This window comes from Micromonospora sp. NPDC005174, assembly GCF_040608495.1.
Classification (GTDB): domain Bacteria; phylum Actinomycetota; class Actinomycetes; order Mycobacteriales; family Micromonosporaceae; genus Micromonospora.
This window is the reverse complement of the sequence record NZ_JBEXIJ010000037.1, coordinates 23,405-45,158: the sequence shown is the minus strand read 5'-3', so window position 1 is coordinate 45,158 and position 21,754 is coordinate 23,405. Positions and strand designations below refer to the sequence as shown.

Annotated in this window: 17 protein-coding genes and 1 pseudogene; 5 read left to right on the top strand and 13 right to left on the bottom strand. The window is 71.0% G+C overall.

Features of this window, described 5'->3' with window-relative positions; translation table 11 throughout:
- Positions 1–96: 96 nt before the first annotated feature.
- From ABZU91_RS28720 to ABZU91_RS28685, 8 genes are all read right to left on the bottom strand, one after another.
- The gene (locus tag ABZU91_RS28720; protein ID WP_355247014.1) at positions 97–1,110 is read right to left on the bottom strand and encodes a dipeptide ABC transporter ATP-binding protein; all 1,014 of its coding nucleotides are present in this window, start codon (positions 1,108–1,110) and stop codon (positions 97–99) included.
- Positions 1,103–2,131 (bottom strand): ABC transporter ATP-binding protein, encoded by a 1,029-nt coding sequence (locus tag ABZU91_RS28715; RefSeq protein WP_355247077.1) that lies wholly within the window; start codon positions 2,129–2,131, stop codon positions 1,103–1,105. Before ABZU91_RS28715 ends, ABZU91_RS28720 begins: the two co-directional genes overlap by 8 nt.
- Positions 2,132–2,156: 25 nt before the next feature.
- On the bottom strand, positions 2,157–3,116 hold the full coding sequence (locus ABZU91_RS28710; RefSeq protein ID WP_355247012.1) for an ABC transporter permease: 960 nt from the start codon (positions 3,114–3,116) through the stop codon (positions 2,157–2,159).
- Complete coding sequence (locus ABZU91_RS28705; RefSeq protein WP_355247009.1) at positions 3,109–4,035, bottom strand: ABC transporter permease; 927 nt, start codon at positions 4,033–4,035, stop codon at positions 3,109–3,111. The genes ABZU91_RS28710 and ABZU91_RS28705 overlap by 8 nt, the downstream gene beginning before the upstream one ends.
- Positions 4,036–4,184: 149 nt before the next feature.
- Positions 4,185–5,825, bottom strand: coding sequence for an ABC transporter substrate-binding protein (locus ABZU91_RS28700; RefSeq protein ID WP_355247006.1), 1,641 nt, complete (start codon positions 5,823–5,825; stop codon positions 4,185–4,187).
- 649 nt (positions 5,826–6,474) lie between these two features.
- On the bottom strand, positions 6,475–7,650 hold the full coding sequence (locus ABZU91_RS28695; RefSeq protein ID WP_355247003.1) for a thioester domain-containing protein: 1,176 nt from the start codon (positions 7,648–7,650) through the stop codon (positions 6,475–6,477).
- 190 nt (positions 7,651–7,840) lie between these two features.
- The gene (locus tag ABZU91_RS28690; RefSeq protein ID WP_355247000.1) at positions 7,841–8,527 is read right to left on the bottom strand and encodes a response regulator transcription factor; all 687 of its coding nucleotides are present in this window, start codon (positions 8,525–8,527) and stop codon (positions 7,841–7,843) included.
- A gap of 2 nt (positions 8,528–8,529) precedes the next feature.
- Positions 8,530–9,795 (bottom strand): PspC domain-containing protein, encoded by a 1,266-nt coding sequence (locus ABZU91_RS28685; RefSeq protein WP_355246997.1) that lies wholly within the window; start codon positions 9,793–9,795, stop codon positions 8,530–8,532.
- Positions 9,796–9,954: 159 nt separating this feature from the next.
- Between ABZU91_RS28685 and ABZU91_RS28680 the strand changes: the two genes are divergently transcribed.
- The 3 genes and pseudogenes from ABZU91_RS28680 (at position 9,955) to ABZU91_RS28670 (ending at position 13,871) form a co-directional block, all read left to right on the top strand.
- A complete protein-coding gene (locus ABZU91_RS28680) occupies positions 9,955–11,802 on the top strand; it encodes a PspC domain-containing protein (RefSeq protein ID WP_355246994.1) in 1,848 nt (615 codons plus the stop codon).
- Positions 11,799–11,993: pseudogene (locus ABZU91_RS28675) on the top strand (hypothetical protein); the annotation flags it as partial. The gene ABZU91_RS28680 and the pseudogene ABZU91_RS28675, both read left to right, overlap by 4 nt.
- Before the next feature lie 624 nt (positions 11,994–12,617).
- On the top strand, positions 12,618–13,871 hold the full coding sequence (locus ABZU91_RS28670) for a phosphatidylserine decarboxylase (RefSeq protein ID WP_355246992.1): 1,254 nt from the start codon (positions 12,618–12,620) through the stop codon (positions 13,869–13,871).
- A 57-nt stretch (positions 13,872–13,928) separates the two neighbouring features.
- Here the strand turns inward: ABZU91_RS28670 and ABZU91_RS28665 are convergent, their stop codons facing one another.
- The 3 genes from ABZU91_RS28665 to ABZU91_RS28655 form a co-directional block, all read right to left on the bottom strand.
- Positions 13,929–14,861 carry a CDP-alcohol phosphatidyltransferase family protein gene (locus ABZU91_RS28665; RefSeq protein ID WP_355247074.1) on the bottom strand — a complete coding sequence of 311 codons (933 nt, stop codon included), beginning with the start codon at positions 14,859–14,861 and terminating at the stop codon, positions 13,929–13,931.
- A 343-nt stretch (positions 14,862–15,204) separates the two neighbouring features.
- The gene (locus ABZU91_RS28660; protein ID WP_355247071.1) at positions 15,205–16,050 is read right to left on the bottom strand and encodes an NUDIX domain-containing protein; all 846 of its coding nucleotides are present in this window, start codon (positions 16,048–16,050) and stop codon (positions 15,205–15,207) included.
- A gap of 248 nt (positions 16,051–16,298) precedes the next feature.
- The gene (locus ABZU91_RS28655) at positions 16,299–17,249 is read right to left on the bottom strand and encodes an NUDIX domain-containing protein (protein ID WP_355246989.1); all 951 of its coding nucleotides are present in this window, start codon (positions 17,247–17,249) and stop codon (positions 16,299–16,301) included.
- A gap of 144 nt (positions 17,250–17,393) precedes the next feature.
- On the opposite strand from ABZU91_RS28655, the gene ABZU91_RS28650 reads away from it, so the two are divergent.
- Complete coding sequence (locus ABZU91_RS28650; RefSeq protein ID WP_355246987.1) at positions 17,394–17,732, top strand: PspC domain-containing protein; 339 nt, start codon at positions 17,394–17,396, stop codon at positions 17,730–17,732.
- Between the two features lie 7 nt (positions 17,733–17,739).
- Here ABZU91_RS28650 and guaA read toward each other — a convergent pair whose 3' ends face one another.
- Entirely contained in the window at positions 17,740–19,296 is a 1,557-nt protein-coding gene (guaA, locus tag ABZU91_RS28645) for a glutamine-hydrolyzing GMP synthase (RefSeq protein WP_355246984.1), read from the bottom strand.
- 172 nt (positions 19,297–19,468) lie between these two features.
- On the opposite strand from guaA, the gene ABZU91_RS28640 reads away from it, so the two are divergent.
- On the top strand, positions 19,469–19,930 hold the full coding sequence (locus tag ABZU91_RS28640) for a GNAT family N-acetyltransferase (RefSeq protein WP_355246981.1): 462 nt from the start codon (positions 19,469–19,471) through the stop codon (positions 19,928–19,930).
- On the opposite strand, the gene ABZU91_RS28635 is transcribed toward ABZU91_RS28640, so the two are convergent.
- Positions 19,919–21,613 (bottom strand): GMC family oxidoreductase, encoded by a 1,695-nt coding sequence (locus tag ABZU91_RS28635; protein ID WP_355246978.1) that lies wholly within the window; start codon positions 21,611–21,613, stop codon positions 19,919–19,921. The genes ABZU91_RS28640 and ABZU91_RS28635 overlap by 12 nt on opposite strands.
- Positions 21,614–21,754: the final 141 nt, after the last annotated feature.

Genomic DNA, 21,754 nt, shown 5'->3' with positions numbered 1-21,754 from the left:
AGGACGCCACCAGGCGGCGTCGGTCCGCTCAGCCGGCCCGGACAGACAGAACCGCCTGCCGTCGTCGTGGTGACGTCGGCAGGCGGTTCCGGTGACTCACGCCTCGTGGGTGGCGACGATCTCGCGTCGCTCCGCGAAGTGGCAGGCGCTCGGGTGATCCGAGTCGCGCCGGATCTCCAGCAGCGGGACCTGCTGGGCGCAGACCTCCTGCGCCTTCCAGCAGCGGGTCCGGAACCGGCAGCCCGAGGGCGGGCTGATCGGCGACGGCACGTCACCCGTGAGCCGGATGATCGTCTTGTTGTTCCGCTGGGTCGGGTCCGGCACCGGCACCGCCGAGAGCAGCGCCTGGGTGTACGGGTGGGTCGGCCGCTCGTAGATCTCGTCCTCGGTGCCGATCTCGACGATCTTGCCGAGGTACATCACCGCTACGCGGTCCGACAGGTGGCGGACCACCGACAGGTCGTGGGCGATGAAGACGTACGACAGGCCCAGCTCACCCTGCAGCTTCTCCAGCAGGTTCATCACCTGGGCCTGGATGGAGACGTCCAGCGCCGAGACGGGCTCGTCACAGACGATCACCTCGGGCCGCAGCGCGAGCGCCCGGGCGATGCCGATGCGCTGACGCTGACCGCCGGAGAACTGGTGCGGGTACCGGTTGATGTGCTCCGGGTTCAGCCCGACCAGGTCGAGCAGCTCGCGGACCTTGGCCCGACGGCTGCCCCGGGGCGCCACCTCCGAGTGGATGTCGAACGGCTCACCGATCAGGTCGCCGACCGTCATCCGCGGGTTCAGCGACGTGTACGGGTCCTGCATGACCAGCTGGATCTGCCGACGCAGCCGACGCAGCGCCCCACCGGAGAGCTTGGAGATGTCCTGGCCCTTGTAGACCACGCTGCCGGCGGTCGGCTTCTCCAGGTTCATGAGAACCCGGGCGAGGGTCGACTTGCCGCAGCCGGACTCGCCGACGACACCGAGCGTCTCGCCGGCCCGCAGACCGAACGAGACCCCGTCGACCGCCTTGACCTGACCGACGGTCTTCTTGAACACCACACCCTGGGTGACGGGGTAGTGCTTGACCAGGTCGCGGACCTCGAGGATGTTCTCAGACACGGTTCACCAGCTCCTCGGCGAAGTGGCAGGCGCTGGCCCGGGCGTGGCCCACCTGAAGCAGCGGGGGGACCTTCTCCCGGCACACCGGCTGAGCCATGGGGCAGCGCGGGTTGAACGGGCAGCCCGGCGGGATGTTCATCAGGTTCGGCGGGAGGCCCTTGATCGTCCGGAGCTGCTGCCCCTTCTCGTCGAGCCGCGGGATCGAGTCGATCAGACCCATCGTGTACGGGTGCGCCGGCTTGGCGTACAGGTCGTACACGTCGGCTTCCTCGACGATGCGGCCCGCGTACATGACGGCGATCCGGTCCGCGACGTCGGCGACCACACCGAGGTCGTGGGTGATCAGGATCATGCCCATCTGCCGCTCACGCTGGAGCTCCGCGAGCAGGTCCATGATCTGGGCCTGCACGGTCACGTCGAGCGCGGTCGTCGGCTCGTCGGCGATCAGCACCTCGGGGTCGAGCGCCAGCGACATCGCGATCATCGCGCGCTGCCGCATACCGCCGGAGAACTGGTGCGGATAGTTGTTGAACCGGCTCTTGGCGTTCGGGATCTTGACCTGGTCGAGCATCTCGATCGCGCGCTTCTTGGCGTCCGCGCGACCCATGCCCCGCCGAACCCGGAACTGTTCGGCGATCTGGAACCCCACGGTGAAGACGGGGTTCAGGGCGGAGAGGGCGTCCTGGAAGATCATCGCGATGCCCTCGCCGCGGATGCGGCGGCGCTCTTCGGCGGACATACGGAGCATGTCCTTGCCGTGGAAGCGGACCTGGCCACCGCTGACGAAGCCGGGGGGCGTGTCGAGGATGCCCATGATGGTCTGCGCCGTGACGCTCTTGCCGGAGCCGGACTCGCCGAGCACGGCGAGGGTCTCCCCCGCGTCGACGTGGTACGTGACCCCGTTGATGACCTTTGCGACGCCGTCCCGGGTACGGAACTCCACCCGCAGGTCGTCGACCTCGAGCAGCCGGCCGGAGGGACGCCCGGACCCGCCGGATCCCGGCGCGGACTGCTCGGACACGAGAATGTCGGACACTGGATCTCCCCTAGCGGAGTTTCGGATCGAGGGCCTCGCGAACCGCCTCACCGAGCATCACGAAGCTCAGCACTGCGGCGACGAGGAAGGCTGCGGGGAAGAACACCAGCCCCGGCGCGACCCGGATGAAATCCTTGCCCTCGCTGATCATGATGCCCCAGGACACCACCGGCGACTTCAGGCCGACACCCAGGAACGACAGGGTGGCCTCGGCGCCGATGAACGAGCCGACCATGATCGTGCCGTAGACCAGCAGCGGGGCCAGGCAGTTCGGCAGCAGGTGCTTGAGGATGATCCGACCGCTGCCGGCACCCAGCGCGCGGGCCGCGACGATGTAGTCGGCCTCTCTGGTGGCGAGCACCGAGGAGCGCATCAACCGCATCACGACCGGCCAGCTCAGCACGATCAGCGAGACGGTCACCAGGCCCATGATCTCGGCCTTGCTGTTGGTGCTGCCCGAGCCGTTGAACGTGGTGAGGATGACGATCGCGCCGAGCACGAACGGAACCCCGAAGAACACGTCGGCGATCCGGCTGAGCAGGGTGTCGACCCAGCCACCGAGGTAGCCGGCGATGATGCCCATGGTGCCGCCGACGAGCAGGGTGCCGAGCACGGAGAGCACGGCGACCACGACGGAGGCGCGTGCGCCGTAGATGACCCGGGCGTAGACGTCCCGACCCTGCAGGTCGTACCCGAACCAGGCGTCCCCGGACGCCTTGTTGAGGCTGCGCGAGAGCGATCCGTTGACCGCGTCGCCCGGGGCGAACAGCGACGGGAACGCCGCCATCAACAGGAAGATGACGATGAACGTGGCCGAGATCCAGAACAGGGGCTTGCGGCGCAGGTCGCGCCAGGCGTCGCCGAGCAGGCCACGCGGCTTCTCGTTGCCCTGCGGGCCGGGGGCGGCGGGGGTGTCGGTCACCTGCGGGGACGGGGTGCTGACGATCGATGCGGTGCTTGGGTCACTCATAACGGATCCTCGGGTCCAGGGCGGCGTAGAGCAGATCGACCAACAGGTTCATCACCAGATAGACGACCACCAGTACGACCACGATGCCAACCACGGTAGCGCTTTCCTTGGTGACGATCGCGCGGTAGACCTCGCGGCCGATTCCGTTGATGCCGAAGATTCCCTCGGTGACGATCGCGCCGCCCATCAGGGCGCCAAGGTCGGTGCCGAGCAGGGTGACCACCGGAATGAGCGAGTTACGCAGCAGGTGCACACCGACGACCCGGCGCATCGGGAGGCCCTTGGCGATGGCCGTGCGCACGTAGTCGGCACGGCGGTTCTCCGCGATGCTCGTGCGGGCCACCCGGGCGATGTACGCCACCGACGCGCTACCGAGCACGAAGCCCGGGACGATCAGTTCGGACAACCGCATCTCGGACGAGACGGTCGGCTTGACGATGTGCCACTGCACACCCAGCAGCCACTGCAGCACGAAGCCGACGACGAACACCGGCAGCGCGAGCAGGAAGAGAGTGGAGACCAGGACCAGGTTGTCCAGGAAACCGTTGCGGCGCAGACCGGTCAGGATGCCGGCGCCGAGGCCGATGACGGCCTCGATGGCGAGCGCGACCAGGGCCAGCTTCAGCGTGTTCGGGTACGCCGTGGCGATGATGTCGCCGATGTCGCGCTGCGAGAATGTCTGCCCGAAGTCGCCCTGGAGGAGGTTCTTCATGTAGTTGCCGTACTGCACGAAGACGTTCTGGTCCAGGTGGTACTTCTCGGTCATGTACGCGACGTACTGATCTGGGCACCGGCGCTCGCCGCACTTGCCGGCGAACGGGTCGCCCGGGACGGACCAGACGAGCCAGTAGATCAGGAAGGTCGAGCCGATGAAGACGGGCACGAGTTGGAGCAGCCGTCTCAACAGATAACGGCCCATGGGGTGGTCCTCCAGACAGGGGGCGCGTCGGACGGCCGACACGGTGGTGACAACGTGGCGAGTGGAGTGTTGTAGCACCCACTCGCGGAACGGCCCCGGGTCGGGCTCACCGGATGTGGCGAGCCCGACCCGGGGTCAGACCGTACGGATCAGAGCTCGACCGAGGTGATGTCGAGTTCGCCGACGTTGTTCAGCTCGAGCTTCTTGATCTTCTCCGAGTGGCCGGACTGCTGGCCGTAGAAGTAGATCGGGATGCTCGGGACGTCCTGGTCGACAACCTCGACGGCCTTGGCGAACGCCTCGTGCGAGGCCTCCAGGCTCGGCGCGGCGCTGGCCTGCTTGGCCAGGGTGTCGACCTGCGGGTTGCTGTAGAGGCCGTCGTTGGAGGAGCCACCCTTGACGTAGAGCGGGTTGACCCAGTTCTCGACGTCCGGGTAGTCCTGCTGCCAGGCGGCACGGTACGGGCCGGTCATCTTGTGGGCGTTGATGTTCTGCCGGAAGACCGCGAAGGTCGGGATGCCCTCGGCGCGAGCGTTGATGCCGAGGTTGGTCTTGACCTGCTGCGCAACGGCGTCCATCCAGTCCTTGTGGCTGGAGTCGGCGTTGTAGTAGAAGACCATCTCACCGGTGAAGCCGCCGGCCTCGGTCAGCAGCTGCTTGGCCGTGGTCGGGTCGAACTTGCAGGCGGTGCAGTTGCCCGGCTTGGCGCCCGGGGTCAGCGGGTTCGCCCAGCTGTCGGCCGGCTTGCGGGTACCGAAGAAGATCTTGTCCGAGATCTCCTGCCGGTTGATCGACAGCGACACCGCGCGACGCAGCTTGGCGTTCTGGAAGCGCTTGTCGTAGATCGGGAACGCGATGAACGCGGTCGACGGGGTGACCGTGTTCAGGCCCCGGTCGCCGAGGTCCGTCTTCCACTTGTCACCGGCGAGCGCCGAGGTGGGGACAACCTCCATGAAGTCGAGGTTGTTGGCCAGCAGGTCGGCGTACGCGGCCGTCTCGTCCTGGTACAGCTTGACGTCGACGTCCTTGATCTTCATCTTGTCACGCAGGGCGTAGTCGTCGAACCGCGTGAGCTTGATGAGGACGTTGTCCTGCCACGAGACGAACTTCACCGGGCCGTTGCCGATCGGCTTCTTGCCGAACTCCTCGGGCTTCATGGTGAAGAACGCGTCCGGCAGCGGCATGAAGGCGCTGTAGCCGAGCTTGGTCGGGAAGACCGCGGTCGGGGCGGCGAGGGTGACCTCGAAGGTCTGGTCGTCGACGACCTTCAGGCCGGAGAGCTCCTTGGCCGTCGGGGTCGGGGCCTTCTGCGGGCCGTCCGCGCCGTCCGGGTCCTCGGTGTAGGTCTTGTCGAAGCCCGCGATGTCCGCGAAGAAGGAGCCGTTCTGCGCGCCGTTCGGCGAGTACGCGGCCCAGTTCCAGGCGTCGACGAAGTTCTTCGCCTTCACCTCGGTACCGTCGTGGAACTTGGTACCCTTCTTGATCTTGATCGTGAAGACCTTGGAGTCCTTGGTGTCGATGGACTCGGCCAGCGCGTTGCGCGGGGCCCCACCGTCATTCGGGTACTCGACCAGGCCGGTGAACAGCCAGTCGATGACCTTGCCACCGCCGGTCTCCGTGGTGTTCGACGGAACCAGCGGGTTCTCCGGCTGGACGCCGTGGATGACGATGGCGCCATCCTTGCTGGCGGCAGCGTCGCCGTCACCGTCACCGCTCGAGCAACCGCTCGCGACAAGCGCGGCAGCCGCGCTGAGCGCGATCGCGCTCGTCGCCCGCTTCGAGACTCTCATTCCGAGGGGCCTCCTCTTTCTAACCTGGTTCCGTCGTGGGTTTCACGCACGTTTGGGGGTGACACCGCCCGGCTACCCCGGGGCAGAGGTCGCCGGGACCACAGGGAAGTTGGGGACACCCCTGATGTTCCGATCCGCCGGGCTCCCCACCCGACGGGGCACGACCCTACGCAGGCGTCGCGACCACGAACCCGCCGGGAAACAGCGGAGATCATGGTCGTCGGCCGTACGGAGTGCCACACACCAAGGGTGAGGTGCTGCCACTGTGACACCCACTGGCCTCTTCCGTGAAGGTGCCGTTATCAAGCCGTTAGTTGCCCGCCATGATGTCGATACTTGAAAAATGATCATAAAACGGTCGCGCGGAGACTCGACACCTCGGCGTACATGACCTGCTGGGAGACCTGAGCAGCGCTCAGATCCGGTTTCTGCGCGCCACCCCAAGACCAAGATCGCCCGTCCCGTAGCCGGTCGTGCGCTCACCGTTCTTTGCCCGTCCGGACGATGTCCGCGTCCGCTGCACGGGCACCAGCACCGGCTGGGTGGACGAGGGTGTCGCGGACGGCTCTCTGATCATCGTGGTGCCGCGACGACATCGGCCCCGGCACCGCGCGAGCGGTACCGGGGCCGATGGTGTGGCGGGGATGGATCAGGCGGTGAAGCGGACCTTGCGGCGACGCACCACCAGGACGGTCACCGCGCCCGCGGCGAGCAGCAGCAGACCGGCGGTCGCCGCCGCCGCGATCGGCGAACCGGTCAGCGGCAGACCGCCACCGTTGCTCGCCGGCGAAGTGGACGGGGCCGGGCTGGCCGGCTGCGCCGACTCCGACGGGGTGGCTTCCGGGGTGGACGGCGACGGCGACGCGCTCGGGGTCGCCGACGGGGTGGCCGGCGGGGTGGCCGGCGGCGTCGTGGGGACGGCGGTGAAGCTGGCCGAGACCCGCGTGGTGATGGTGGCGCCGGTGCTGCCACCGAGGATCAGCTTCTGCGCCTTCTTGGCACCGGTGAACAGGAACACCCGGCCGAAGGAGACCGAGTCCTGGGCGGTCAGGGTCACGTCGACCGTGCCGGCGGCCTCGGCGGCCAGCCAGAACTGCCCGCCGTTGGTGGTCGTGGTGACCGGCTTGCCCTCGGCGTCGACGGCGGTGCCGCCGGTGGTGGCGACGGTGATGACGCCCGCCGGGCCCCGCACCGTGAACGGGCCGGCCTTGCCGCCGACCGTCGCGGTGGCGCTGGCCGGGCTGACGGACAGCTCGGCACGCGGCTCCGGCTGGTCGGTGGCGTTGTTGACGAGGTAGTCACGAACCTTCGTGATCACCTCGTACTGGTTGGGGGGCTGCAGGCCCTTCTCCCAGGCGCCCAGCTCGATGCCGTCGCTGAAGTGCCAGATCGCGGTCTGGGTGCCGAAGTAGAGCAGGTTGTCGAGCTGCTTCTTGCCGATCTTGGTGGTCACGCCCGCGGCGGCGAGGAGCTTGGTGGAGTCGGCGTTCGGGTAGCCGTGGGTGAGCACCCACTGCACCTTGCCGAGGTTCTTCACCTCGGACTCGTCCCAGGTGCCCTCCTCGTACTTGCCGTCGAGCTTCACGCTCGTGCGGTAGTCGATGCAGAACGCCGGCACCAGCTTGCCGTCGATCTTCAGGGCGAGCGCAGCCGTGGGGCGCGTCGTGCCGTCGAGCTTCAGGACGACCTCGCTGCCGTCGACCATCTTGGCCACACCGGTGGCCGGAGCGGCGGCGGCGGCACCCGCCACGCCGAGCGCCAGGGCGCCGCCGGCGACGGCCGCCAGGGCGACCCGCGCCCAGTGTCGTCCTCGTTGTCCGAACATCAGAAGTGGTACCTCTTCCCCATGGGTGACCCGCCATCGCGGGCACGCTCGTGAGCCGCCGTCTCCGCGGGATGCGAGACCCACGCGCGGAAACGGGACCGGGGCAGTATGGAACCACGGTTGATCTTTTGTCAGCCCCGCCCCGTAACATCCGTGGCATCTGCCCGAAATGCCGGCACAGAGGAATTGATCACACGAGCCGGCGGTCCGCCGCCCAGCGGGAGAGTTCGTACCGGTTGGACATCTGGAGCTTGCGCAGCACGTTCGACACGTGCGTCTCCACCGTCTTGATGGAGATGAACAGCTCCTTGGCGATCTCCTTGTACGCGTACCCCCGGGCGAGCAGGCGCAACACCTCCCGCTCACGGTTGGTGAGCTGGTCCAGCTCCGGGTCGGCCACCGGCGCGTCCGGTCGGGCCGCGAACGCGTCCAGCACGAACCCGGCCAGCCGAGGGCTGAACACGGCGTCGCCGTCGGCGACCCGACGGATCGCCGCGGCCAACTCGTCGGGAGAGATGGTCTTGGTGACGTACCCCCGGGCGCCGGCCCGGATCAGCCCGATCACGTCCTCGGCCGCGTCGGAGACGCTCAGGGCCAGGAACTTGACCTGCGGATGAGTGCGCCGCATCGCCTCCAGCACCGCGCGGCCACCGCCGTCGGGCATGTGGACGTCGAGCAGCACCACGTCCGGCCCGGTGACGGCGATCCGGGTGACCGCCTCGGCCACGGTGCTCGCCTCGCCCACCACCTCGACGTGGGCGCCCAGCTCGGCACGTACCCCGGCCCGGAACATCGCGTGGTCGTCCACGAGGAAGACCCGCAGGCGTTCGGGGCGGCTGGCCGCCTGGTCGGGCTGTTCCGTCGGCTGCTCGGCCATGGTCATTTGTTCCTCTCCGCCGCGGACGAGTCCCGGGAGATCGGCAGGATCAACCGGACCTCGGTCCCCTCCCCCGGGCCGGACCGGATTTCGGCCCGTCCGCCGTGCCGCTTCATCCGTCCGATGATCGAACCGCGTACGCCGTGCCGGTGGTCCTCCACCGTATCCGGGTCGAAGCCCTTCCCTCGGTCCCGGACGAACACGCTGACCTGATCGGGCTCCACCTCGGCGTAGAGCGACACGGTCTGCACACCGGCGTGCCGTGCCGCATTCACCAGCGCCTCCCGCGCCGCGGCGACCAGCGCGCCGACCTTCTCGTCGGTCTCGCGGTCCCCCACCACCACCGCCTCCACCGTGATCGCGAAGGTGTCCTCGACCTCGGCGGCGGCCTGCTCGAGGGCTGCGGCGAAACGTTCGTTCGGCGAGGCCGTGGGCTTGTAGAGCCAGTTGCGCAACGAGCGCTCCTGCCCCCGCGCCAACCGCTGCACCGTCTTGACGTCGCCGGCGTTGCGCTGGATCAGCGCCAGTGTGTGCAGCACCTGGTCGTGCACCATCGCGGCCAGTTCGGCCCGCTCCTGTTCCCGGATGCGGCCCTCGCGCTCCGCGCGGAGCTGGTTGTACGTCCGCCAGAGCACCGGTGCCGCGACCACTCCGACCCCGGCCAACCCGACCAGCGCGAAGATCACCCCGTTGATCACCGCGTCGAAGTTCTGTGCCGGCGAGTAGACCGCCGCGACACCGATGATGCCGACCGCGACCAGCACCCCGCCCCCGATGAACCGGAGTACGAAGGCCCGCCGGTCGCTCTCCTCGACGACCGCCCCGAGCCACGGGACCGGCATCGCCTCGCCCCAGCGCCGCCGCCGCTCGGGCGCCGACTGGTGCCAGATCACGCCCGCGCCGACCGCGATGATGGCCACCAGCCAGCCGGCGGTGCCCGCCGCGCCCACCGAGTCGAAGACCATCACCTGGATCAGCAGGACACCGAGCCCGATCCCGACGAACGGCAGGAGCTGGGCCACATCCCGCCGGGGCGGCACGGCGGTGTCACCGGGCCGCAGCGGCACCACCGCCCAGAACGCCGCGTACAGCAGCAGTCCGAGCCCACTCAGCCCGAGCAGCACCATGAACGCGACTCGCACGCGCAGCACCGAGATGCCGAGGTGGTCGGCGATGCCGGCGGCGACGCCGGCGGCCATCCGATGCTCGGGGGCCCGGTACAGGCGCGGAGGTGGGGTCACGATGCTGATCGCAGGCTCCCTGGTCACGGTGGTGGGCTGGGCGCGGGGCGGTACATCCGATCGTCACACGCTGCGGCGTCCGACGACCACGGGGACGCCCCCGACATTCCGGCCCCCCGGATCTCAGGGTGGCGTCAGGGTCGGGTCCTGAGGTCGTTCGGGCGAGGTGGGCAGCAGGATCGAGACATGACCGAGGAAGCTGCCCCGCCGCCCCGCCCCGGGTCGGCACAGCCGGGCGGTTCAGTACCGCCCGCACCGCCCACGACGCCCGCCGGCTGGACCGAGCCCACCACGTTCGGCCCGCCGACCGCGCCGCCGCCGGGCGCCACGTCCGGCGCGTACGAGCCGCCGAGCGCGGGCTACGCGCCCGGTGCCGGCTTCGCCGCCGGCACGGGCTACGCACCAGGCGGGGGTACGACCGGCACGGGCCACGGCCCCGGCGCGGGTACGCCTCCGGGGCCCGGCGCGCCGCTGGGCGGTGCCGGCTTCACCTCGCGGTACGGGCTGGTCCGGCCCCGCGACGGCCGTTACCTGGCCGGGGTCTGCGCGGCGATCGGGCGGGCCACCAACACCGATCCGGTGCTGTGGCGGGTGCTCCTCGCGGTGCTCGGGTTCTTCGGCGGTATCGGCATCCTGGTGTACGTCGCCGCCTGGCTGATCATCCCGAACGAGGGCGACACGGCGTCCCCGGTGGAGTCGATGCTGGGGCGGGGCCGCTCCAGCATGTCCCCGGTGACCGTGATCATCCTGGGCATCCTCGTGGCCGCGAGCTTCGGCTACATCGTCACCGACGCCTTCCGGGCGGTGCTGCTCGGCGCGGCCATCCTGATCGGCGGCGCGTTGCTGCTCAACCGGGACAACCGTGGGCCACAGCCCCCGGGCGGGCCGGTGCCGCCCTCCCCGGCTGGCACGCCACCCGGCCCGGTCCCCCCGGTCGCCTGGCCGGCTCCGACGTACGGCACGGTTCCACCCGCCGGTCCGCTGGCGACCGCGCCGCTGTCGGGTGGCGCGCCGTCGTACAGCGGCCCGCCGGAGAGCGCGTACGCGTCAGTCCAGGGCGGCCAGCCGGCCACCATGGCGCAACCGACCGTCGGCGCGGAGCCGGTGTCCCAGCCGGCGATGGTGTTCGGGGCAGGCCCGGTGTCCGCACAGCCGGCCGGCGTCACGACCGGACCGCAGGGCACCGGCTGGCCGGCGCCCGAGCAGGGCTGGCCGGGCAGCGGCGCGCCCACCCTCGCTACGCCCACCAGCGGCTGGCCTTCGGCACCGGTGACCGCCGTGCCAGCGGCCGGCCCTGTCAGCCAGCCGGGGACGACGACACCGGGCGGGTACCGCCCTCCGTTCGCGCCACACGGCCCGTACGCCACGCCAGCGCCGCCCGCGTACCCCCCGCCCAAGCCACCGAAGCCGCCGAAGCGGCCCCGGGAGCGTTCGCCGCTCGGCGCGGTGACCTTCTCGCTGATCTTCCTGGCGCTCGGCGTGGTCGCCCTGCTCGACCTGCTGGACGTCTTCGACGTCAGCGCCTCGGCGTACTTCGCGGCCGCGCTGGCCACCATCGGGCTGGGGCTGCTGGTCGGCACCTGGTTCGGCCGTGCACGCTGGTTGATCGCGCTGGGCCTGGTGACGGCCGCCGCACTGGGCACGGCGACGGTTGCCGAGTCCTACGACCGGATCAGGGGCGTCGACGGCGCGGTCACCTGGGCGCCCACCGACTACCGCGACCTCGCCGACCGGTACGAGAACAGCTTCGGTGACGCCGTCCTCGACCTGCGGGGCATCGACTTCACGAAGCGGGACACCCAGGTGACAGTGGCGATCAACTTCGGTCAGGCAACTGTCGTCGTACCGCCCAACGTGGACGTCACCACGGTGGCCGACGTCAACGCCGGCGACGCCACTGTCTTCGGCAACCGCTCCGGCGGGATCGACGGCAAGCTGCGGGAGTCCACCGACCTGGGCGCGGACGGCCCCGGCGGCGGAAAGCTGCGCCTGTACATCCACGTCAATGCCGGCAACCTGGAGGTGACCCGGTGAAGGCTCACCGTACGGACCTGCTCTCGTTCGCATTCGGGCTGCTGTTCCTGGCCCTGTCGGCCTGGTGGCTGCTCGCTCAACTGCTCGGGCTCGCGCTGCCGCCGGTCGGCTGGTTCCTGGCCGGCGCGCTGATCCTGATCGGAGTGTTCGGTCTGGTCGGCGCGTTGCGTTCGGGCCGCTCAGGCCGCCCGGAGCCGAACGAGATCGCCGAGCCGGGTACGACGGACGCCGCCACGGTCACGCACGAGCCGGTCAGCGTCACACCCGAGCCCGGCACGGCCGAGCGCGGCACGCCGCAGACCGCCGCATTCGAGCCGGTCACGTTCGAGCCGGCCACGTTCGAACCCACGCCCGACGCGACGCCCACGGCCGAGCTGCGGACCCCGGAGCCGCCCACGGCGGACGTGGTACACCCCGCCTGGCTGGCTCACGCCCCGGCAGAGCCGGAGACCCCGCCGGACACGGCCGAGCCCGCCGAGCCGGCCCAGGTCGACCACCCGGTCACCCAGGCCGACGCGAAGCGGGCAACCGGTCCGGCGGTCGGCGACGCTCCGGCCGGTGACGACGATCCGACGGTCGGCGGGCATCCGGCCAGTGACGACGCTCCGGGGGTCGGCGACGAGCGGACGGGGCGGCGCGAGAGTTCCTGAGCCGGCTGTCGGCCCGCGTCGCCCTCGGCGAGGGTTCGGCGGTGCGGTCGGCGCGGGCAGGCGCATATGCTGGCTGGTGGAGATCTCGCCTCCGCCGGCCGGCCCGTTCCGCCATGGCGCCCCCGCCGCGATTCCCGTCTCTACCCCGTCAGGAGCCCGCCCGTCATGACGCAGTCCCCCGCCGTGCGTACCACCGGCCGGTCCGGTCCGGTCCGCATCGGCGAGCGCGCCGCCCGTACGCTCGTCGCCGAGCTGGCCCGGATGAACGACCCGAAGGTCGCCCTGCTGGTCGGCGCCAGCCCGGAGTCCGCGGTGCTGGCCGCGGCGATCGAGGCGTTGCTCCCCGGCGACCGGCTCACCGTGACACCCGCCGAGTCCTCCACCGCCGCCGCGCTCCGCGAGCACGTCACCGCCCAGGGCCGGTGGGTCGCCGACCGGGTACGCGTGGTCGACTCGCTCGGCGACGCCGAGGCCGCCGCGGTGGTCATCGCCGGCGAGGCGTTCACCGGCACCGCCGAGGAGGCCCGTAGCGGCATTCAAGGCCTGTCGAAGTACCTCACCGACGGCGCGGTGCTGAGCGTCGCCACCACCGCCACGCCGGGCCGGACCACCGGCGCTGCCGGCGAGCTGGCCCGCCAGGACGCCCTGTACGGCGTCGGCGGGGACCTGGTGCTGCGCAACTCGCCGCCGGTACGGGTCTACCGGTTGCGGTTCACGCCGGCCAGCCCGGCTGCGGCCGACCGGCTGGCCCCGGCGTACCGGCCGTCGAGCGTGCCCCTGACCAGAGGCATGCACATCGACTCGAACGGTGTGGCTGCGGCCGGCATCACGTTGGGTCTGGCGGCGCTGGCCCGGGTGGCGCGTCCGTCGTCCAAGCTGTGGCTGCTGCCGGCGCTGGCGGCCGGCCCCGTCGCCGCGTTCTTCCGTGATCCTCAGCGGGACGTGCCGGAGGACCCGAACGCCGTGGTGGCCAGCGCGGACGGAAAGGTCCTGTCGGTGCAGCGGCTGTACGACGAGCGCTTCGGCGACGGCGAATGGCTGCGCGTGGCGGTCTTCCTGTCGGTGCTGGACGTGCACGTCAACCGTGCTCCGGTCGCCGGCAAGGTGGTCGACTACTTCGTCGCCGACGGTGGCTTCGTCAACGCCATGAAGCCGGACGCCGAGCACAACGTCGCCGCGTACACCGTTCTGGACACCAGCCGCGGCACGGTGGTGGTCGCGCAGCGGACCGGCCTGATCGCCCGCCGCATCGTGCAGCGCGCGCCGATCGGTGCGCTGCTGGCCAGGGGCGAGCGTTTCGGGCTCATCCGGTTCGGCTCGCGGACCGACGTCTACCTGCCGGCCGACGCCGCGGAGCCGCTGGTGGGGCCGGGCGACAAGGTGATCGGCGGTTCCACGGTCATCGCCCGCTGGCGCTGAGACCGGGATGCGAAAACGGGGCGCCGCTGTCCGCGGCGCCCCGTTTCGTGTGTCTGATCAGGCGGTACGACGCTGGCGCAGCCAGAGCACCGGCCCGCTCACCAGGTAGCCGACCACGATCAGGGCGAACGTGAGCCGGATGTCGACGAGCGCGCCGACCACCGGGGCGAGCCAGAGCCACGGCGGCAGCTTCACCAGGCGCGCCAGCTTGGCGTACGGGAAGCTGGACACCATCGCGAAGGCGAGCAGTGCCACACCGGCCACCAGCACGAGACCGGGCACGGGCAGGCCGATCGCCACGGTGAGGGCGAGCACGGCGGCGGCCATGGTGGTCGGGACGCCGCAGAAGAAGCGACCGTCCTTCGGCGAGACGTTGAAGCGGGCCAGCCGGATCGCCGCACACGCCGCGACCAGTGCACACGCCACCGCAGCCGCGGCCGTCGACACGGAGCCGGCGAGCGAGGCGTAGACCACCACGGGTGCGGCGAGACCGAACGAGCACATGTCGGCCAGCGAGTCCATCTGGGCGCCGAACGGGCTGGCGACGCCCAGTCGACGCGCCAACGCACCGTCGAGCCCGTCGAAGATGACGCAGGCGATCAGGCAGAGGGCGGCGATGCGCACCTCACCCTGCATCGCGAGGAAGATCGCCAGCATGCCGAGCATCAGGCTCGACAGGGTGCAGGCGTTGACGACGGCGAACTTCATCCGGCGGGCCATCGTGCGCTCGCCGGGGAGCAGGGGGATCGATCCGGCGGTGGCCTCGTCGGTGTGCGCCATCGGCAGCGCCGGGCTGACCGGCATGACCGCCTCGAGCTCGGCGCGAGTGACAGCCCCCGGCCGGCTGAGCCGGTCCAGGCCGTAGCGACGGCGCTGGCGGTCGGCGTACCGGTGCTCGGTCAGTGTCAGGTCGGTGGCCCGAGGGTCACCGTCACGGCGACCCACCCGGACCAGCAGCACCTGGCGGGCGAACGTGCTGCTGCGGCGCAACCGGCCCGCCCAGCGACGCCCTGCGGGGCGCGGACTGTCAGTCGTACGACGCCGGCGCCATGGGGCTCTCGGCACGTTTCCTCCATCACCGGATCGGCTTACCGCCGTAGGGCGGGTGTCCGGCTGTCTCGTGCCGGACCGTGCGTGGCCCGGCAGCCGTTTTGCGGAGTACACCATCGCATAGGGGAACATGGCTTGGCGATAGCTGCCGGCGGTACTTATCTGGTGCAAACCGCGCGAACCGCCTTGTTATTCCCATCCCGGGCTTCATCGCCCGTTTCCTCCACCATTCCCGTCTCTGACTCTACCGGAGGGTAGCCAACTCGGCTCGCTGAGCCGAGTGCTATGAACCCAGCTGTCCGATTGCCGAGGCAGCGATACCGGTCAGCGGCAGGTCAGCGGTATCGGCGGCGGTGAACCAGCCGGCCCGCGCGGTCGAGCCACCGGCGGACTCCGTCACCACCGCGTCGGTGGGTACGTCCACCAGCACCCGATAGATCACCCGGACGCCGTGCCAGTCCAGCGGACGACCCTCCGGGCCGAGCGCGGCCGGGTTGTGCAGGTTGTCCACGCCGAGCAACTCCACCACGCGGCCCACCTGACCACCCTCCTCGACGAGTTCCCGGAGCAGCCCGACGGTCGGCTGCTCGCCGTGGTCGGTGCCGCCGCCGGGCAGGTGCCACTTGCCGGCCCCGGGGTAGCCGTCGGCGATCTGGGTCAGCAGGATCCGCCCCGCCGGGTCGGTGACCAGCCCGTACGCCCCGAAGCGCAACCGCCGGTCCGGATGCGACGCCGGGAGTGGCTCGACGGACGGATACGCGTCGGCCGGGAGTGGGACGACCGGCAGGCCGAGCAGTTCGGCGCTGAACGGCGTCAACGGCAGCTCGGTGGCGGCCTCGGGGCTGACCCAGCGACCCTCGACCGTGCCCCCGCCGGTGACCTCGGGCACATCGCCGCGCACGGTCATCTCGAAGAGCAACCGGTCGGTGTGCATCGACACACCGTCACCCGCGTCGGCGTCCACGTCCGCGACGACGGATCGCAACCGGTCCACCGAGACGGTCAGCCCGGTCTGCTCGGAGACCGTACGTACCACGGCCCGCTCAGGGTGCTCCGCATGCGCGACGAGCCCTCCAGGCAGCGACCAGACCCGCTCACCACCACCCCGAACGACCAAGAACCGCCCCAGCTGCTCGAAGAACCCATAAACAGCAACCCGCCGCACCAAAACCCCCACACCCACTCCCCCGCTCCCCCGCCGCCCGGCCCGCCGGCCCGCCCCGCCGGCCCAGCCCGCCGGCCCAGCCCGGTGATCATGAAGTTATTGCCGTCCATCTCGGCGTGTCCTGACAATAACTTCATGATCACCGCGGTGCAGGGGGGATGCGGTGGAGGGGGGAGAGGGGGGAGAGGGGGGAGAGGGGGGAGGGAGGGGGGTCAGGTTAGTTGGGCTGCTTGGACTGCTTCTGCTGTCACCTCGGTGAGGTGGTCTGTGGGGAGGGCGCCCAGTTCTTCGCGGGCGAACCAGCGGGCCTCGCAGGTGGAGCCACCCACGTCGGCGATGGTCAGCGGGTTGGGCTGGTCGACCACCACCCGGTAGAAGGCGCGTACGCCGTGCCAGTCGATGGGGTAACCCTCCGGGCCCAGCGAGGCGGCGTCACGGTGGCTCGCGACACCCAGCAGCTCGACGAGGCGGCCCGCCTGGCCGGTCTCCTCGACCAGTTCCCGGATGAGCGCCGCGCCGGGCTGCTCGCCGTAGTCGGTGCCGCCGCCGGGCAGGTGCCAGCAGCCGGCGCCCGGGTAGCCGTCGGAGATCCGGGTGAGCAGCACCCGGCCGGCCGGGTCGGTGCACACCGCGTACGCGGCGAAGCGCTGGGCGCGGTGCAGCCCGTCCGGGCCGGGGACCGCGTAGAAGGAGGGGAACTCGGGAGCCTCGTCGGGCACCACGTCGGCCGAGGAGGCGGGCAGACCGAGGGCGCGCGCGGTGAACGAGCGCAGCGGCAACTGCCGCGCCTCGTCCAGGGTGTACCAGCGAGCGAGGTCGGTGGGGCGCTCGCCGGCCCGGTCGGCGAGGGTGCCGCCGCGCACCGTCACGCGGTAGATCAGCCGGTCGGTGTGGATGGTGATGCCGCGCTCGGGCAGGGCCCGCATGTCGGCGAGCACGTCCGCCAGGCCGCGGACGGCGACCGAGAGCCCCGTCTCGGCAGCGGTCTCGCGGACGACTGTGTGGTTGGGGTCCTCGCCGTGGTCGACCGCCCCGCCGGGCAGGGACCACGTGCCGGGGGTGCCGGAGCGCTCCGATGCGCGGACCAGCAACACTCGGCCGTCTGAATCAGCACAAACTGCGTATGCCGCGATCCTGCGAAGCGGCTCCAGCATGGTGGTCACGGGTCCAAATTCTCCCCGGGCCGCGTTACCGGAACGGAAAAGAGTCGGATTCCTGACTCCCGGCTTCCCGCTCAGGGATCGATCAGGGTAGGCATCCGGGCGGTCACCGAGGGCAGAGCGGGCCCCGGCGCGGACCGTGGAGACATGACACCTACCGCCGCTTCCCACGCCCCGTACAAGCAGCTCCGGCGACCCATCACCGACCGTATGGTGGCGGGGGTCGCCAGCGGCCTCGGCCGCTACTTCGACGTCGATCCCACACTGGTCCGCGTGACCTTCGCCGTCACCGGCCTGCTCACCGGCGGACTCGCCCTGCTCGCGTACCCGATCATGTGGTTCCTGATGCCCGAGGAGCCCACCGGCGCGCCCGCCTGGCCGCACCCGGCGGGCGCCGCGCCCACCGCCGGGTCCGCGCCCGGCGGTCCACAGCCGGGGTACGCCCCGACGCCGCCCTACCCGCCGACGACCCCGCCGGCGGCGTGAGGACGGCTCACTCCCACTCGATGGTGCCCGGCGGCTTGCTGGTCACGTCCAGCACCACCCGGTTGACCTCGGCGACCTCGTTGGTGATCCGGGTGGAGATCCGCGCAACCACCTCGTAGGGCAACCGCGACCAGTCGGCGGTCATCGCGTCCTCGCTGGAGACCGGACGCAGCACCACGGGATGCCCGTAGCTGCGCCCGTCACCCTGCACGCCGACGCTGCGCACGTCGGCGAGCAGCACCACGGGGAACTGCCAGACGCCCCGGTCCAGGCCGGCGGCCGTCAGCTCCTCGCGGGCGATCAGGTCGGCCTGACGCAGCAGGTCGAGGCGGTCCCGGTCGACGGCGCCGATGATCCGGATGGCCAGACCGGGACCGGGGAACGGGTGCCGCCAGACCATCGCCTCGGGCAGGCCGAGCTGGAGGCCGAGCGCGCGGACCTCGTCCTTGAAGAGCGTGCGCAGCGGCTCGACGAGCGCGAACTTCAGGTCCTCCGGCAGGCCGCCGACGTTGTGGTGGCTCTTGATGTTGGCGGTGCCGGTGCCGCCGCCGGACTCGACCACGTCCGGGTAGAGGGTGCCCTGGACGAGGAACTCCACGTCACCGTGCGAGGCGATCTCGCGGGCGGCGGCCTCGAAGACCCGGATGAACTCCCGACCGATGATCTTGCGCTTCTGCTCGGGATCGGTCACCCCGGCCAGCGCGCCGAGGAACCGCTCCGCCGCGTCGACCACCTTCAGCTTGATGCCCGTGGCGGCGACGTAGTCCTTCTCGACCTGCTCGGCCTCACCGGCGCGCAGCAGGCCGTGGTCGACGAAGACGCAGGTGAGCTGGTCACCGACCGCACGGTGCACCAGCGCGGCGGCGACCGCCGAGTCCACCCCGCCGGAGAGGCCGCAGATGACCTCCTTGTCGCCGACCTGCGCCCGGATCAGGGCGACCTGCTCGTCGATGATGTTCTCGGGCGTCCAGGTCGGCTCGATGCCGGCGATGTCGTAGAGGAAGCGGGTCAGCATCTCCTGGCCGTGCGCGGTGTGCCCGACCTCCGGGTGGAACTGGACGCCGGCCCGACGGCCGGCCACGTCCTCGAAGGCCGCCACGGGAGCGCCCGCCGACTCGGCGGTCACCGTGAAGCCCTCGGGCGCCTCGGTGACGCAGTCACCGTGGCTCATCCAGACCGGCAGGTCCGCCGGCAGGTCACGCAGCAGCACGCCCGGCTCGGTGAGGCGGGGACGCAGCGGCGTGCCGCCGTACTCGCGGTTGCCCGTCCGCGCGACGGTGCCACCGAGCGCCTGGGCCATCGCCTGGAAGCCGTAGCAGATGCCGAAGACCGGCACGTCGGACGTGAACAGGCCGGCGTCGATCTGCGGGGCGTCCGGCGCGTACACGCTGGCCGGACCGCCGGAGAGGATGATCGCGGCCGGGTTCTTCGCCAGCATCTCGGCGACCGGCATCGAGTGCGGCACGATCTCGGAGTAGACCTTCGCCTCGCGGACCCGGCGCGCGATGAGCTGGGCGTACTGGGCTCCGAAGTCCACCACGAGGACAGGGCGAGGCAGGCTCATGTGCACAAAGCCTACCGACAGTCACCCCCGACCCGAGCCGCGCCCCACGCACTCGGCGCGGCGGCGGCACCGTTGGTGGTATGCCCTGATATGTCCGGCAGGGCGTCGCCGGCGTTCCGCATCTCGATACGGTGCGCGACGATCCCCAAGCAAATCGGACGGAGGCGTGCCGATGACCGAGGTGACCGTCCGGGACTTCCGCCCCACGGACGGCGAGGCGCTGTCGGCCCTGGTCGTCCGCTGCCTGCGGGAGGTGAACAGCCGCGACTACCCGGCCGAGCTGATCGACCGGATGTGCGACCACTTCACCGCCGACCGGTTCCGCGAACTCAGTGCCGAGCGGCGGATCTACGTCGCCGAACACCACGGACGCCCGGTCGGCACGGTGTCCCGCGACGGCAACAAGGTCTACACCATGTTCGTCGACCCGGACGCGCACGGCCGCGGCATCGGCCGCCGGTTGATGCGGCACGTCGAGGAACTGGCCCGGGCCGAGGGGCACACGTTCATGGAGACGGGCGCCAGCCACACCGGGCACGGGTTCTACCACCGGATCGGTTACACCGACGTGCGGGTCAGCGACACCGTCTTCGGCGTCAACCACATCCTCCGCCGGCCCCTGTCAGGGGCGTAGCGCGGCCGGGGCGTCCGCGGGTACCGCCGGCTTGTCCGGGGGTACGGGGGCTACCCGGCGGTACGGGGTGCCCAGGGATGGGCGGGGGTCCTGGGCACCCTTGTTGGGCCAGAAGGACATCGCCCGTTCGGCCTGTGCGGTGATCGTCAGGGACGGGTTCACGCCCAGGTTCGCCGACACGGCCGCGCCGTCGACCACGTGCAGCCCCGGATGGCCGTACACCCGGTGCCAGGGGTCGACCACGCCGTCGGCCGGAGTGGCGCCGATCACCGCCCCGCCCAGGATGTGCGCGGTGACCGGGATGTCGAACGGCTCGGTGAGCGAGCCGCCGGGCGTACCGCCGATCTCCTCGGCGAGCAGCCGGGTGGCGGTGTTGCCGGCCGGGATCCACGTCGGGCTCGGCATGCCGTGACCCGGCCCGGCGACCAACCGCCGACCCCACAGGCCGCGCCGCCAGCGGGTGGTCAGCGAGTTGTCCACCGACTGCATCACCAGGGCGATCACCGTCCGCTCCGACCAGCCACGCACCGACAGCATCCGGGCGGCCAGCCGCGGCTGCCGGACGATGCTGCCCAGCCACCGCCGGACCCGGTGCGGACCCCCGTCGACAAGCAACGACTGGAGCAGACCCATCGCGTTGGAGCCGCGGCCGTAGCGGACCGGCTCGATGTGGGTCTGCGGGTCGGGGTGGAACGAGCTGGTGATCGCCACGCCCTCGGTGAAGTCGGTCCGCTGCTGCCGGGCCCGCTGCCGGGGCATCGACGCGCCGAGGATCGCCTCCGAGTTGGTCCGGGTCAGCGCGCCCAGCCGATCCGACAGGCGCGGCAGCGCACCGGTGGCCTTCATCTCGTGCAGCAGCCGCTGGGTGCCCAGCGCGCCGGCCGCGAAGACCACCTGGTCGGCGTGGATCACCTGCCGCCGTCGGCGCAACCACGCGCCGGTGCGCTCGGTGTGCACCTCGTATCCACCGCCGGTGGCCGGACGGACGGCCGTCACCGTGGTCAGCGGGTGCACGGTGGCACCCAGCCGCTCGGCGAGCCAGAGGTAGTTCTTGGCCAACGTGTTCTTGGCCCCGTGTCGGCACCCGGTCATGCACGAGCCACAGTGCAGGCAACCGGTGCGCTCCGGGCCGACACCGCCGAAGTAGGGGTCGGCGACGCGCTGGCCCGGACGGCCGATGTGCACACCGACCGGGGTGGCGCGGAAGGTGTGCCCCACCCCCATCCGGTCGGCCACCGCCCGCATGGCGCGGTCCGCGCCCGTCTGGATCGGGTACGTGGTGACGCCGAGCATCCGTTTCGCCTGGTCGTAGTGGCGGGCCAACTCGTCACGCCAGTCGGTGACGTCGCGCCACTGCGGATCGGTGTAGAAGGCGTCCAGCGGCTCGTAGAGGGTGTTCGCGTAGACCAGCGACCCGCCGCCCACTCCGGCCCCGGAGAGCACCAGCACGCCGCCGGACCGGCCGGCGGTCCCGCGGAGCAGGGTGAGCCGCTGGATGCCGTAGCAGCCCAACTTCGGTGCCCAGAGGAACCGGCGCAGGCGCCACGAGGTCTGCGGGAACTCGTCGTCGGCGAAACGGCGGCCGGCCTCGACGACACCGACCGAGTAGCCCTTCTCCGCGAGCCGCAGCGCGGTGACACCACCGCCGAAGCCGGACCCGATGACGACCACGTCGTACCGCATGGACGCATCATTACCCGCCAGTAGCGCTCGCGCCAGCGCCCGTTTTCGCGCGATCATGCACCGGCCGACCGACCCGGCGCCTCCCGGCCGCAACCTGGAGCACCCGTCGGAGCGTTGTTCCGGATACGGGTGGAAGGAAGC

Excerpts from the sequence above, each read along its gene's own strand:
- ABZU91_RS28710 (WP_355247012.1), bottom strand. The coding sequence starts at position 3,116 with ATGAGTGACCCAAGCACCGCATCGATCGTCAGCACCCCGTCCCCGCAG.
- ABZU91_RS28705 (WP_355247009.1), bottom strand. The coding sequence starts at position 4,035 with ATGGGCCGTTATCTGTTGAGACGGCTGCTCCAACTCGTGCCCGTCTTC.
- ABZU91_RS28700 (WP_355247006.1), bottom strand. The coding sequence starts at position 5,825 with ATGAGAGTCTCGAAGCGGGCGACGAGCGCGATCGCGCTCAGCGCGGCT.
- ABZU91_RS28695 (WP_355247003.1), bottom strand. The coding sequence starts at position 7,650 with ATGTTCGGACAACGAGGACGACACTGGGCGCGGGTCGCCCTGGCGGCC.
- ABZU91_RS28690 (WP_355247000.1), bottom strand. The coding sequence starts at position 8,527 with ATGGCCGAGCAGCCGACGGAACAGCCCGACCAGGCGGCCAGCCGCCCC.
- ABZU91_RS28680 (WP_355246994.1), top strand. The coding sequence starts at position 9,955 with ATGACCGAGGAAGCTGCCCCGCCGCCCCGCCCCGGGTCGGCACAGCCG.
- ABZU91_RS28670 (WP_355246992.1), top strand. The coding sequence starts at position 12,618 with ATGACGCAGTCCCCCGCCGTGCGTACCACCGGCCGGTCCGGTCCGGTC.
- ABZU91_RS28650 (WP_355246987.1), top strand. The coding sequence starts at position 17,394 with ATGACACCTACCGCCGCTTCCCACGCCCCGTACAAGCAGCTCCGGCGA.
- guaA (WP_355246984.1), bottom strand. The coding sequence starts at position 19,296 with ATGAGCCTGCCTCGCCCTGTCCTCGTGGTGGACTTCGGAGCCCAGTAC.
- ABZU91_RS28640 (WP_355246981.1), top strand. The coding sequence starts at position 19,469 with ATGACCGAGGTGACCGTCCGGGACTTCCGCCCCACGGACGGCGAGGCG.
- ABZU91_RS28635 (WP_355246978.1), bottom strand. The coding sequence starts at position 21,613 with ATGCGGTACGACGTGGTCGTCATCGGGTCCGGCTTCGGCGGTGGTGTC.